This is a genomic window from Pseudomonas sp. TWP3-2, assembly GCF_049897765.1.
Classification (GTDB): Bacteria; Pseudomonadota; Gammaproteobacteria; order Pseudomonadales; family Pseudomonadaceae; genus Aquipseudomonas.
Genome location: NZ_JAFCWW010000019.1, coordinates 57,550 through 70,932, shown reverse-complemented (window position 1 = coordinate 70,932; position 13,383 = coordinate 57,550). Strand labels below are relative to the sequence as shown.

The window sequence follows — 13,383 nt, the reverse complement described above, 5'->3', positions numbered from 1 at the left end:
TTATTTCCAGAAAGCTACAGCGCCTTGCGCTTTTGCCTACACGTACGCCAGAATCGGCCGGCTTGTGCGCCTTGGTGGCGGGGCTTATCGTTTCCGGGTCGCTGACGAATCAGCGATCGGATTTGACCGTCCGACTCAATCAAGGCGCGCCAGTGCCCCAAGACCGGTTTCAGATTTCTTTCTGAACCATCGTGTCGCGGTGGCTGTGCGTGGGACACCTTCGGGTGTGCCGGATCCCTTGATTTCCGGTCGGTCAACCCGCGCACAGCTGCCACCTTCATTCGTTTGACCGCGAACGGTTGCAGCTCCATCAATCAAGGAGCTTCACCATGATCAAACCAACACCAAACCCACCCGAAACCGACACAACCACACCCTACGAATCCCTCGATTCGAAGAAATTCCACGAAGCCGCCGAACGCGCCCTCGACCATTACCTCAACCCGTTCCTGCCGCGCAAACCCGCGCTCAAGCCCAACACCATCTACAAAATCGCCCCCGGCATCGACAGCGAAGAATTGCTGGCCAACGCCTGCGAAACCCTGACCTCGGCCAAAGTCATGGCCAACGACTTCGCCGGAATGCTCGACGCGTCGCAGCGGCATGTGCTGTTGGGGATTGCGCAACTGATCATGCTCGGGGAACTGGCGGTGAATCGAGTGCTGGATAATCTGGAGTTGAAGGCTGACGAGAGCCTGTAAGCCTGTGCAATTGAAACGGCCCTTCACGGGCCGTTTTTTGTTTCTGCGGGAAAAGGCACGCGCATTCGATTCATGACCGGTGGTCGTAAAACCACGCTTACCTGTCAGATCTGACAGGTGACAATTGTCCCCTTTCGCTGTGTCATGAGGTTTGACCTGAAGACAGCTCCTCACCGCATGCCAGGAGAGCGATATGAACATTTACGCCAACTCGGCGCAGGCAACTGCCCTGCTCGTGCTGTATCCCATGGCCATTCCCGGAGCGCAAACGAACGTGCTGCCGCTGGGACTCTATGATCTCGGTATACCCCTTAGCATTTATTCGCTGTTGACCGACCTGTACATGGTGATCGATCCGGTCGGGCTGCTGTCCGCTCCAATGGCAGCAGGTGACTCCGTGAGGCTTTGGGTCAACGGCAATTCGACGTCGGTGGTCAAGGTCATAAAAAAGGGCGAGGAGAACGAGCGCATTGAACTGGAGGCACCGTGGGGATTGTTGATGGATGGGCTTAATAAGCTGTGGTACGAGGTGACTCGAGTCAGTGGAAATACCGAAAAATCCACGCCGATACTGAATGTCCTGTTCAATTCCCCCGCGCCGAAGGTCAGCGTCAGCCATCCACTCAGCGTCGGCCCGGGACAGACGTCGACGTTCTCGTTCACCCGTACCTACGGACGCGAATATGACAAGGTGAGGCTGACCGTGGGGACTTGGAGTAGAGATATACCCTTCGTTCATCCGGCCACCCAGTTTACTTACGCCCTCACGGCTGCGGACCTCGTGCAGATCGGCGACGGCACCCACAACGTTTTCGGGATCGCGCATGATCAATTGGCTAACACTGGTCTGTCGGCGACGACTTCTATCACTGTGACCGCCAACCAACAGCTCATTGTTCCCACGCTGACCAACGTGTTGGACCAGAACAACAACGAAGTGCCTCCGAACGCCACCACGCCCAGCACGACACTTACCCTCAAAGGCAAGGCGCATCAACTCCAGCAAGTGGAGATTTATGATGGAAGTGGTCCGAGCGCGGTGTCCAAAGGCATCGAAACCGTCAGTCCGGCCGGGGATTGGCTGTGTACGATCACCGTACCGGTGGGCCCGCGGCGTTTGTATGCCAAGTCGCGGTACCACCCCACCAACACTTATTCCAATGTGCGTCTGTTGACAGTGGAAGTTGATGTCGTGGTGGCGTTTCTCAATGCTCCTTACTCCGCAACTGCCGGCGCGCAAGTGACGGGTATTGAACTGGTTGTCACGGAAGCGGGAAAACCGACTGCGGGGAAAATCGTCACCGTGACTTTACCGCAGGGATCGACGTTTCCAGGCGGTTCAAATGTAGGCATTTTTACGACGGATGCGAATGGGAAGGTCGTGTTGGCTGGAGTGACGGCGGGTAGCGGGGTGGGAACATTTTCTATTGAGGCTGTCAGCGAGGGGGCGACTGCGAATGCCGTGTTGACCATTGTGGCGCAGACACCGGTTGGGTTGATTCGCCTGAGCGATGCTCCTTATGGGATCAAGATGAGTCCAGATGGCACCACGGTATGTGTACAGTGCAGTTTTTCCCTGTATTTGATCGACGTTGCAACCGCAACGGTGCGATTGAACAAAACACTGGCAGAGCAAGGGAGCCACGATCTCGCATTCAGTCCTGATGGCACACAAATCTATGTCTGTGCGAGTAACAACGCGGTTTTGGTTGTGAATGCGGAGACGTTGTTGACGATCGGCAGAATTACTGTGACAGGGACACCAATAGGAATAGTGCTTAGTGAGAAGGGAGACCAAGCGTTTGTCTCTACTTGGAATGGCCATACGGTCGCAGTGCTTGACCTGAACAAACAGGTCGTCGTAAAAACCATATCTGTCGGTATCTATCCCCGGGGAATTGCCCGATCGCGAGACGGGACTCGGATTTACGTTGTCAATGCCGGACTTACTGTGCCTAGCTCTGTTTCAGAAATTGATATACCGAATTTGGCTGTTACCAAGACAATTCCCGTAGGTTTCTTGGCCTATGACGTCGCGGAAAGTGTAGACGGAAATAGCATCTTTGTCGGTGGATCCAGTAACACTCAAGGCATGGTCTTGCAATTTAATGCGTATACATGGACGCCGATCAAAACTATACGAGTGACGCCACCAATACACAGTATCGGTTTGAACCACGCAGGCACTCACCTGTATTGCGTTGGCCATACAACGGGGAGTGTCACCACTATCGATATTGAAATGGGAGAGGTCACTGACACGACTGCGGTTGAGCCGCGACCTATCAAGATTGTGACTACCAGGGATGATACTCGCGGCTTTGTTACTTGCATTGAAAACAGTACGGTGAAAGTCATTGCATTGTCGCCGTGAGCCTGAAACCCTGGAAAAACGGGGGCACTTACTTTGAAAAGGGCAGAAAAGGGGACGCATTTATTTACCGAAACCCTGACCTCGGCCAAAGTCATGGCCAACGACTTCGCCGGAATGCTCGATGCGTCGCAGCGGCATGTGCTGTTGGGGATTGCGCAACTGATCACGCTGGGGGAACTGGCGGTGAATCGGGGGCTGGATAATCTGGAGTTGAAGGCTGACGAGAGCCTGTAAGCCTCTGCAACTGAAACGGCCCTTCACGGGCCGTTTTTTGTTTCTGCGGGAAAGGCACGCGCATTCGATTCATGACCGCTGGTCGTAAAACCACGCTCACCTGTCAGATCTGACAGGTGACGAATTGCTCTTTTCGCGGTGTGATGAGGCCCGTCCCGAAATCGCGGTGTTTGATAACTCCTTTCGTCCCCACCTCGCTGGAGCATCGACATGAATACGCCTACCTCACCGCAAAACACCATACTGGTGCTGGCACCTCCTAGCGTGCAGGGCGCCACTATTCCAGTTATCGGTGCGCACATCGGTGTCCCGCTTGCCATTTACAATCTGGTGCCCGACGGTCTGGGCGCAAGAGTTCGAATCGATCCGCCACGGGCAGGCACGGTTGATCCGACCGATACCATCGTGCTGATGCTCAAGGGTGAGTCGGCACCTCTGGACAGCAAGCCTGTCGGCAACCCGAACGCCCCTATTGAAATGCGTATTCCTGTGGGTCGACTAAACCACGCCCGAGTCAACGAGCTGTACTACGACATTATTCGCAACAGCCAGAACGTCGGTTCTTCCACACCGATGCTGGAAGCGCTTTTCAACATGATCAGGCCGGGTTTGAAAGACGTCCGACCGGATATCGTAGGTCATTCCGAACTTGGTATGACGCTGCCTGACGAGATCAAGGACGGCGTCGGGCCAGGAATCGTTAGTGCACAAGTGTGCTTCACCTATCCCTATGGCAGGGCGTACGACACGATCACGCTCAAGTGCAATGGGGAGGCATTCGTCCAGACCTGCATCAAGGCGGCGCCGGACAGCGCCAAATTGTTGGAGATCATCAATCAGGCCAAGGCCGGCAAGCACTGCGGTGTCGCCCAACGCTTGTACGCCAACCGCGCCCAGGCCGGTGATGCGTTGATCGCCAATGCCTATGCCCGCGAGTACGACCCCAAATACCTGAAGGCCAGCGAGTGTTTCCCGACGGCGGACAATGCCACCGCCGCCTACTGGTACGAGACGATCCTGACCCAGGATCCAAATAACGCCGAAGCCAAACAGCGTTTTGAGGAGTTGCAGAAGTGATGCGCTCCTCTGTGAATCGTTTCCTGCTGAGTAGCGCCGCACTGTTGGCGCTGTGCATCAGCCCACTGTCCCAGGCGGACGACAAGCCGCTGATCCAGGCCGGTAAAAAAACCTTGTTCCAGCGTGTGCTGACCACCCCGGGCTGCAAGATCAGCCCGACAGCGGGCGGCGCGGCCGGCGATGAACAGCCTGTATTCAGCCGTTTCTATGTGTATGAACGCGCTCAGGCAAGCAACGCCGAATGGCTGAAAGTCGGGCCCGACAGCTATGGCAAAACCATCGGCTGGTTGCCGGCAAGCTGCACCACCGACTGGAAAATGCAGCTGACGCTGGCCTTCACCAACCCGGCCAACCGCGACCGACTGCTGTTCTTCAAGGAACGGGCGACAGTAGAAGGCATCCTCGATGCGCCGGACCCGGTGAGCAAGGTTGCCCCGTTGCGCGCCACGTTGAAGAAAGGCAAGCAAGCGCCAGGCGTCCTGGCCGAGGAGCCTGAATACTTCGTCGACCTGCAAAAGCAGTTTTACCTGCTACCGGTCCTCAGCGGTGAAGAAGTCATGACCGAAGCAGGCTTTCGCACGCGCCTGCTTAACGTCGCGTCGGTCAGCAAGCCCGATGACAAAGATGCCAAAGGTGGCGCGGCAAGCGGCGCGGCCGGAGGCAAGAATGCGGACGACAAAACCGCCAGCCAACTGAAGGAGTTCAGTGCGGCTGTGGTGTTTGTCATCGACTCGACGATTTCGATGGACCCGTACATCGACCGCACCCGAGAAGCGATCCGCAAGGTCTATCAGCAGATCGAATCGCAGAACCTCGGCAAGCAGGTCAAGTTTGGCCTGGTGGCATTCCGCTCCAGCACCCAAGCGGTGCCGGGCCTGGAATACACCACCAAAATGTACGCCGACCCGAACCAGGTGAAGGACAGCTCCGATTTCCTCGCCAAGGTCGCCGACCTCAAGCAAGCCAAGGTGTCCAGCAGCAGCTTCGACGAAGACGCCTATGCAGGCGTCATGCACAGCATCGACAAGGTCGACTGGAGCCAGTTCGGCGCACGCTACGTGGTACTGATCACCGACGCTGGCGCCATCGAAGGCGACGACAAACTGTCGAAAACCGGTTTGAGCGCAGCGCAGGTTCGGCTCGAAGCCGCCAACCCGGGCGTGGCGATTTACACCCTGCACCTGAAGACCCCGGCCGGCATCAAGGATCACGCCAAAGCCGAGGCGCAGTACCAGAATCTGTCGACCTACCCTGGCACCAACACATCGCTGTACTACCCGGTAAACGCCGGCGACATTCAGGAGTTCGGGCGCAAGGTGGATACTCTGGCCACGGCCATTACCTCGCAGGTGAAAGCCGCCTACATGGGCGAAGACGCCATCGGCAGCGCGGCGAACGCCAAACAGGACCCGGCCGAGAAGAAGATGCTCGAGGACGCGGCCCTGATCGGCCACGCCATGCAACTGGCGTATCTGGGCGAGAAAACCAACAGCAAAGCCCCGCCAGTGTTCAAGGCTTGGATCACCGACCGCGATCTGATCAAACAGAACATTCCAACGACCGATGTCCGCGTACTGCTGACCAAATCCCAGCTCAGCGACTTGAGTGATGTGATGAAGCAGATCCTCGACGCCGCCAACGAAGGCCTGATTTCGCCAACGGAAATGTTCGACCGTTTGCGCTCGGTCGCCGCGACCATGGGCGCCGACCCCAATCAGCTCAAGCAGAACGGCAACGCCAAGCTGGCAGACATGGGTGTGCTCGGCGAGTACCTCGAAGACCTGCCATACCAGAGCGAAGTGCTGAACCTGGACGAAGAAACCTGGAAGAGCTGGGACGGTCTGGCGCAGGAAAAATTCATCCGCACGCTCAACACCAAATTGCGCCACTACCAGCGTTACAACGCTGACGTCGATCGTTGGGTGGCTTTAGCCAAGGACAGCGACGCCCGGGACAACGTGTACCCGGTGCCTCTGGAAATGATGCCTTAACGAGACGCCGATGCTCGATATCAAAAACCTGTTGGTGCGTCGGGGTGAAGGCGCACTGGCCCATCACGTGCAGAAAAGGGGACGCATTTATTTACCGAAACCCTGACCTCGGCCAAAGTCATGGCCAACGACTTCGCCGGAATGCTCGATGCGTCGCAGCGGCATGTGCTGTTGGGGATTGCGCAGTTGATCATGCTGGGGGAACTGGCGGTGAATCGGGTGCTGGATAATCTGGAGTTGAAGGCTGACGAGAGCCTGTAAGCCTGTGCAACTGAAACGGCCCTTCACGGGCCGTTTTTGTTTTCAGCCGCGATACTGGCCCGGCGTAGTCGCCAAATGCTGTTTGAACGCCCGCTGAAAATGCGCCGCCGCGCAAATGTCCTCGAAACTGAGTAACTCGGTGCAGTGCTCGCGGATGAAATCAGCAGCGCGCTCGCTGCGGTGTGTTTCATTGTTTTTGTTCCCGACAGACCAGGGTCCGAATGTATTAGCTGTGCCCGGCAAACGCCCGTTCGAGTTCGGCGATGTCGATTTTTTTCATCTGCAACATGGCCTGCATCGCTCGCTGGGATTTTGCCGTGTCGGCGTCGGTCATCATGTGCATGAACGCCACCGGTACGATCTGCCACGACACGCCGAACTTGTCCTTGAGCCAGCCGCATTGCTGCGCCTCGACCGGTCCGCCGGCCGACAGGTTGCCCCAGAAGTGGTCGACTTCTTCCTGGTTGTCGCAGTTGACCTGAAACGACACCGCTTCGTTGAACTTGAACACCGGACCACCATTGAGGCCGGTAAACCCATGGCCATCGAGTTCGAAACTGACGGTCATCACCGAGCCTTCCGGGCGGCCGTGGAATTCCTGGCCGACCTTGCTGTAATGAGTCAGGGCGGTGATTTTCGAGTGGTCGAAGATCGAGCAGTAGAACTTCGCTGCCGCTTCCGCCTGATCGTCAAACCACAGGCACGGCGTGAGTTTTTGGAAGCGTTGCATGGCAGTCATCCTCGGCAGGTTAGACACGCAGGATTAACAGCGTAGTCAGTCTGTAGTCGGCTGGCGCTGCCGTAGATCGACAAGTCGGTGAATCCCGCAAGGCCCAGTGCGGAGCGCGTCGTGCGGCTTGTTTTTGTTGGTGTATACACGGATCTTGTTAAACCCCAGGCTGCAGGTATCGGGGATGACCATTTAACGGAGGTGGCGCATGGATCGATTCACTGGCGGTTGCCTGTGCGGCGATGTACGAATCGAGGCTTCAGGGCGTCCCTATCGGGTCGGACTTTGCCATTGCCTCGATTGCCGCAAGCACACGGGCGCGTTGTTTCATGCCTCGGCGATTTTCCCCGAGGCGGCGGTGGTGATTACCGGCGAAACGCGGGACTACGCCGGACGGTTTTTCTGTCCGCGCTGTGGGTCGTCGGTGTTCGGCCGTAGCGGCGATGAAGTGGAAGTGAGTCTTGGCGCGCTGGATGCGCCGGATCAATTGCAACCGAGCTATGAACTGTGGACGTTGCGACGCGAAGCGTGGTTGCCGGCGTTTGCGCTCGCCAGACGCTTCGAGCGTGATCGCGATAGGGGCGGGCGGCAGGAAGAATAGGGAGTCAGCAGGCTGGCCTGCCGGCTCCCGTTTTTCTCAACCTTTGATAAACGCCAGCAGATCAGCGTTGATCGTTGCCGCCTCGGTAGTCGGCATGCCGTGAGGGAAGCCTTTGTAGATCTTCAGCGTGCCGTTTTGCAGTAACTCCGCTGACAACAGCGCCGAATTTTCGTACGGCACAATCTGGTCATCGTCCCCATGCATCACCAGCACCGGGATCGTGATGCGTTTCAGGTCTTCGGTGAAGTCGGTCTGCGAGAACGCGACGATCCCGTCGTAGTGCGCCTTGGCGCCCCCCATCATGCCCTGACGCCACCAGTTCGCAATGTTCCCTTCTGACGGGGTGGCGCCCGGCCGGTTGTAGCCATAGAACGGCCCGCCGGGAACGTCACGATAAAACTGCGCACGATTCGCCGCCAGTTGCCCCTGCAAGTCATCGAACACCAATTTGGGCAGGCCACCGGGATTGCTTTCGGTCTTGACCATCAACGGCGGCACGGCGCTGATGATCGCCGCTTTCAACACTTTGTCTTCGCCGTGACGCGCAATGTAATGCACCACTTCGCCACCGCCGGTGGAGTGGCCGACATGCACAGCTTTTTGCACACCGAGGTGGCTGACCATCGCAGCAGCGTCATCGGCGTAGTGATCCATGTCGTGGCCGTCCCAGACTTGACTCGAACGCCCGTGCCCGCGTCGATCATGGGCGATCACGCGAAAGCCCTGCGCGAGAAAAAACAGCATCTGCGCATCCCAGTCGTCAGAGCTGAGCGGCCAGCCATGATGGAAGTGAATCACTGGCGCGTCTTTCGGCCCCCAGTCCTTGTAGAAGATCTCGACGCCATCGTTGGTTGTGACAAATCCCATGTTCGCGACTCCAGGAAAGTGTGGGTGAACAGCCGGTATCAACTGTAGGAGTAAATCCGGCAGGCGCACGGCGCGGCATGACCGGTGGTCGCGGCGCCTGGCCAGCAGCGCAAATTGCGCTTAGCTGAAAGGGATAAGCCGAGGCGCGCGCAGGCCTACCACAGCCGCAGCGACGCCCTTCAGAACACCGTGAGTCTGAGGAAATCCCCGATGCTGACCCTGAACATCAATGGCAAGGATCAGGAGCTCGATGTCCCCGCGGACATGCCGCTGCTCTGGGTTCTGCGCGATGTCGCGCACCTGACTGGCACCAAATTCGGTTGCGGCATGGCCCAGTGCGGCGCCTGCACCGTGCATGTCGATGGCGCGCCGTTGCGCTCGTGTATCACGCCGGCGACCGCCGTCGCCCACGGCCAGAAGATCCTGACCATCGAAGGCCTGTCGACCGATGGTTCGCATCCGGTGCAGCAGGCCTGGGCCGAACTCGACGTGGTGCAGTGCGGCTACTGCCAGTCCGGGCAGATCATGTCCGCCGCCGCGCTGCTGGCGAAAATCCCCCAACCCACCGACAGCGATATCGATCAGGCGCTCTCCGGCAATATCTGCCGCTGCGGCACTTACCCAAGAATCCGCGCGGCGGTCAAACGCGCAGCCGAACTCGGTTAGGGGGATCTGCGATGAACAGTCCTGTATCCCGCAGAGGGTTTCTCAAGGGCAGTGCGCTGTTGGGCAGCGGTCTGGTGATCGCGTTTACGGTGCCCGGCGGCAACCGGTTTGCCATGGCCGCCGAGAATGAGGGCAAGGCGTTTGCGCCGAATGCTTTCTTGCGCATCGCCGCGGATAACAGCGTGACCGTGTTGCTCGGCCACTCGGAAATGGGCCAGGGCATCTGGACCGGTCTGACCATGTTGATCGCCGAAGAACTCGACGCCGACTGGTCGAAAATCCGTGTCGAGCACTCGCCGGCCTCGGCCGCTGACTACGGCATGCCGGGGTTTGGCGGAATGCAGATCACCGGCGGCTCGACCTCGACCTGGATGGAGTTCGATCGCTACCGACTGGCTGGCGCCACGGCGCGGCAAATGTTGGTGGAAGCGGCGGCCAAGCGTTTTGAAGTGGCACCCTCGACGATTCGCACCGAGTCCGGCGTGGTGATCGCCGGCGATAAACGCGCGACCTACGGTGAACTGGCGGACGCCGCCGGGCAGTTGCCGGTGCCGGACCCGAAGTCGATCACCTTCAAGCAAGCCAAGGACTGGAAGATCATCGGCAAACCGACCAAACGGCTGGATACGCCAGAGAAAATCACCGGCCGCGCCAAGTTCGGCATGGACGTGCAGTTTGAGGGGCTGATGACGGCGATGGTCGCCCGCGCGCCGGTGTTTGGCGCCACGGTGAAGTCGTTTGATGGCGCCGCCGCGCTGACGATTCCCGGCGTACACAAAGTGCTGCAAGTGCCGAGCGGGGTGGCGGTGATTGCCGATCACTATTGGGCGGCGAAGCTCGGACGCGATGCGCTGAAAGTCGATTGGGATATGGGGCCGCACGCGGATCTGAGCAGTGAAAAAATGCTCGACAGCTTCCGCAAACTGGCGGCGACACCCGGCAGTTCGGCGGCGCAGGCCGGGGATGCCAAAGGCAATTTCGCCAAAGCTGCGAAGAAAATAGACGTCGAGTACAGCGTGCCTTATCTGGCCCATGCGCCGATGGAGCCACTGAATTGCACGGTGAAGATCAGCGCCGAAAAGTGCGAAATCTGGACCGGCACGCAGTTTCAGACGTTGGATCAAATGGTCGCCGGCAAGATCACCGGGCTCAAACCGGAGCAGGTGGAAATCCACACCGAGTTCCTCGGCGGCGGTTTTGGGCGTCGGGCCAATCCGACCTCGGACTTCGTCGCCGAAGCGGTGCAAGTGGCGAAAGCTGCAGGTCTGCCGGTGAAAACCGTGTGGTCGCGTGAAGACGATATCCGGGGCGGTTATTACCGTTCGATGTTCCTGCATCAGGCGAAGATCGGCCTTGGCGCGGATGGCTTCCCGTCGGCGTGGCAGCATGTGCTGGTCGGGCAATCGATCATGTCCGGCACGTTCATGGAACACACCATGGTCAAGAACGGCGTTGACCAGACTTCGGTCGAGGGCGTTTCCGACAGTCCGTACGTCAAGGATCTGGCCCATCATCAGGTTGATCTGCATTCACCGAAAACCGGGATCGACGTGTTGTGGCTGCGTTCGGTGGGCCACAGCCACACCGGGTTTGTCATGGAATCGCTGATCGATGAAATGGCCACGGCGGCGGGTAAGGATCCGGTCGAGTATCGGCGCACCTTGCTCAAGGATCATGCGCGGCATCTTGGGGTGTTGAATCTGGCGGTGGAGAAGGCCAACTGGAAAGCGCCGCTGCCTGACGGGCACGCGCTTGGTGTGGCGGTGCATGAGTCGTTCGGTAGCTACGTGGCACAGGTCGCCGAAGTCTCTCAAGACAATCTGAAAATTCGTGTGCACCGGGTGGTGTGTGCCGTGGATTGCGGGATTGCGGTCAACCCGCAGAGCATCGCGGCGCAAATGGAGTCGTGCATCACCTTCGGGCTGGGCATGGCGCTGCACAGCAAGCTGAGCCTGAAAAACGGCATGGTTGAGCAATCCAACTATCACGACTACCAAGTGCTGCGCCTCAATGAAATGCCAGTGGTCGAGGTGCATATCGTGCCCAGCAGCGACAAGCCCGGCGGTATCGGCGAGGCGGGTGTGCCGCCGACGGCGCCAGCGGTGGCCAACGCAGTGTTTGCCCTGACCGGCCAGCGTCTGCGCGAATTGCCGCTGCAACTGGCGGGGGTGTGAGATGAAACGTCATTTGCTGTTGGGCGCGGTGGTTTTGCTCGGACTGGGCGGGTACGCCTCGGATCTGTTTGCTGACGATCAGCAAGCCTTGAAAGCGTTCGACACCGTGCAGAAAGTCTTCCAGAGCCCGCGTTGCCAGAACTGCCACATCCCCGGCGATGCGCCGCTGCAATTCGATGCCGGCGTGCCTCACGCCATGAACGTGGTGCGCGGCATGGACGGCAAGGGCGCCGCCGGTCTTCCGTGCGCCACCTGTCACGCCGAGAACAACCCGCCCGCCAGTTATGGCGCGCACACGCCACCGGGGGCGCCACACTGGAGCCTGCCGCCGGCCGCACATAAAATGGCCTGGATCGGCCTGCCGCCAGATCGCTTGTGCGCGATGATCAAGGATCGTGCGAGCAACGGCGACCGCGACTTCGCCGCGCTGCTCAAACATGTCAGTGAAGACAAACTGGTGCTCTGGGGCTGGAATCCCGGGGCAGGGCGCGCGCCGGTGCCAGTGCCGCACGACATCTTTGTCAATCAATTCAAGCTCTGGGCCGATGCCGGCGGGCCTTGTCCGGTGCTCGGCGGCTGAGGGGTGTCAGCCTGGATCGATTTCGGGCTACGCTTATATGCATTGACGCAAATGGAGTGTGTGATGCTGGTACCAGGCAAACCCGCGAATGAAGCTGCGCGAATTCAAGTGCTGCATGATTTGAAACTGCTGGATTCCGCCCCGGAAGAACGTTTTGACCGGCTCACGCGCTTGGCCAAGCGCCTGTTCAATGTGCCAATTGCGCTGGTCACGCTGGTGGACAAGGATCGGCAGTGGTTCAAGTCCTGCGTCGGGCTGGACGCCACTGAAACCTCGCGTGATGTGTCGTTCTGCGGCCACGCGATTCTTCAGGATGAATTGCTTCTGGTACCGGATGCGACCGAGGACGAGCGATTCCACGACAACCCTCTGGTGACCGGCGCGCCGAATATTCGGTTCTATGCCGGCTATCCGCTGACGGTGCCGCACGGCAACAAAATGGGCACGTTGTGCCTGATCGATACCAAACCGCGCGAACTCGACGACGAAGAACGCGCGTTGCTGCACGATTTGGCCGGGATGGCCGAGCAGGAGTTGGTCGCGGTGCAGATGGCGAGCATGGACGAGCTGACGTTGCTGTCCAATCGCCGGGGCTTTATGCAATTGGCCCAGCATGCGCTGGATGCTTGTGTGCGCCTCAATCGGCCGGCGACGCTGCTGTTTTTTGACCTGAATGACTTCAAGCAGATCAACGACCTCTACGGGCATGCCGAGGGTGACAGTGCGCTGAAGACTTTTGCCGATGTTTTGCGGATCGCCTTTCGTGAGAGCGATGTGGTGGGGCGTTTGGGCGGGGATGAGTTTGTGGCGTTGCTGACTGGGTCCAGCCATATCGAGACCAATCTGGTCATGACGCGGCTTAAGGAAATTCTGGAAGAGCGCAATGCTACGTTGCATCGCGGGTATGCGATTCGTTTCAGTGTCGGGCAGATTGAATACGACGCGCACAGGCATGAGAGCGTGGATAAATTGCTGGCGGATGCGGATGGGGCGATGTATTTGCACAAGCAGGCGGTCAAGCGTAGTTAGTCTTGGCGATGGCTATCTTTCAGGCGCGGGTGCTATTGCGGATGTACTCAACACCTGTGGGAGCTGGCTTGCCAGCGATAGCTTCAGTGCGGGCGATG

The 13,383-nt window shown here is 58.7% G+C and carries 11 protein-coding genes and 3 pseudogenes; 11 read left to right on the top strand and 3 right to left on the bottom strand.

All coding sequences use genetic code 11. From position 1 onward, the window contains the following. Nucleotides 1-329: 329 nt before the first annotated feature. The 6 genes and pseudogenes from ACP7EE_RS22345 to ACP7EE_RS22320 all read left to right on the top strand — a co-directional run. Entirely contained in the window at nucleotides 330-701 is a 372-nt protein-coding gene (locus tag ACP7EE_RS22345) for a DUF6124 family protein (RefSeq protein WP_426204440.1), read from the top strand. A 193-nt stretch (nucleotides 702-894) separates the two neighbouring features. Further along, nucleotides 895-3,075 (top strand): YncE family protein, encoded by a 2,181-nt coding sequence (locus ACP7EE_RS22340; RefSeq protein WP_426236806.1) that lies wholly within the window; start codon nucleotides 895-897, stop codon nucleotides 3,073-3,075. Nucleotides 3,076-3,144: 69 nt separating this feature from the next. Then, nucleotides 3,145-3,309 (top strand): annotated as a pseudogene (locus tag ACP7EE_RS22335) (DUF6124 family protein); the annotation flags it as partial. Nucleotides 3,310-3,519: 210 nt separating this feature from the next. Then, complete coding sequence (locus ACP7EE_RS22330) at nucleotides 3,520-4,386, top strand: hypothetical protein (RefSeq protein ID WP_426236804.1); 867 nt, start codon at nucleotides 3,520-3,522, stop codon at nucleotides 4,384-4,386. Further along, complete coding sequence (locus ACP7EE_RS22325; protein ID WP_426236848.1) at nucleotides 4,386-6,377, top strand: vWA domain-containing protein; 1,992 nt, start codon at nucleotides 4,386-4,388, stop codon at nucleotides 6,375-6,377. Before ACP7EE_RS22330 ends, ACP7EE_RS22325 begins: the two co-directional genes overlap by 1 nt. Before the next feature lie 96 nt (nucleotides 6,378-6,473). After that, a pseudogene (locus ACP7EE_RS22320) lies at nucleotides 6,474-6,638 on the top strand (DUF6124 family protein); the annotation flags it as partial. A gap of 42 nt (nucleotides 6,639-6,680) precedes the next feature. Here ACP7EE_RS22320 and ACP7EE_RS22315 read toward each other — a convergent pair. Together ACP7EE_RS22315 and ACP7EE_RS22310 are read right to left on the bottom strand one after the other, a co-directional pair. Then, nucleotides 6,681-6,812: pseudogene (locus tag ACP7EE_RS22315) on the bottom strand (AraC family transcriptional regulator); the annotation flags it as partial. Nucleotides 6,813-6,864: 52 nt separating this feature from the next. After that, the gene (locus tag ACP7EE_RS22310) at nucleotides 6,865-7,368 is read right to left on the bottom strand and encodes a VOC family protein (RefSeq protein WP_426236803.1); all 504 of its coding nucleotides are present in this window, start codon (nucleotides 7,366-7,368) and stop codon (nucleotides 6,865-6,867) included. Between the two features lie 208 nt (nucleotides 7,369-7,576). Between ACP7EE_RS22310 and ACP7EE_RS22305 the strand changes: the two genes are divergently transcribed. Continuing rightward, nucleotides 7,577-7,969 carry a GFA family protein gene (locus ACP7EE_RS22305; protein ID WP_426236801.1) on the top strand — a complete coding sequence of 131 codons (393 nt, stop codon included), beginning with the start codon at nucleotides 7,577-7,579 and terminating at the stop codon, nucleotides 7,967-7,969. A 36-nt stretch (nucleotides 7,970-8,005) separates the two neighbouring features. Here ACP7EE_RS22305 and ACP7EE_RS22300 read toward each other — a convergent pair whose 3' ends face one another. Beyond that, nucleotides 8,006-8,836 carry an alpha/beta fold hydrolase gene (locus ACP7EE_RS22300; RefSeq protein ID WP_426236799.1) on the bottom strand — a complete coding sequence of 277 codons (831 nt, stop codon included), beginning with the start codon at nucleotides 8,834-8,836 and terminating at the stop codon, nucleotides 8,006-8,008. Between the two features lie 210 nt (nucleotides 8,837-9,046). Between ACP7EE_RS22300 and ACP7EE_RS22295 the strand changes: the two genes are divergently transcribed. The 4 genes from ACP7EE_RS22295 (at nucleotide 9,047) to ACP7EE_RS22280 (ending at nucleotide 13,285) form a co-directional block, all read left to right on the top strand. Continuing rightward, nucleotides 9,047-9,502, top strand: coding sequence for a (2Fe-2S)-binding protein (locus tag ACP7EE_RS22295; RefSeq protein ID WP_426236797.1), 456 nt, complete (start codon nucleotides 9,047-9,049; stop codon nucleotides 9,500-9,502). Nucleotides 9,503-9,513: 11 nt separating this feature from the next. Continuing rightward, complete coding sequence (locus ACP7EE_RS22290; protein WP_426236795.1) at nucleotides 9,514-11,676, top strand: molybdopterin cofactor-binding domain-containing protein; 2,163 nt, start codon at nucleotides 9,514-9,516, stop codon at nucleotides 11,674-11,676. A 1-nt stretch (nucleotide 11,677) separates the two neighbouring features. Beyond that, the gene (locus ACP7EE_RS22285) at nucleotides 11,678-12,256 is read left to right on the top strand and encodes a hypothetical protein (protein WP_426236793.1); all 579 of its coding nucleotides are present in this window, start codon (nucleotides 11,678-11,680) and stop codon (nucleotides 12,254-12,256) included. Nucleotides 12,257-12,319: 63 nt separating this feature from the next. Next, entirely contained in the window at nucleotides 12,320-13,285 is a 966-nt protein-coding gene (locus ACP7EE_RS22280) for a sensor domain-containing diguanylate cyclase (protein WP_420649417.1), read from the top strand. The last annotated feature ends 98 nt before the right edge of the window (nucleotides 13,286-13,383 follow it).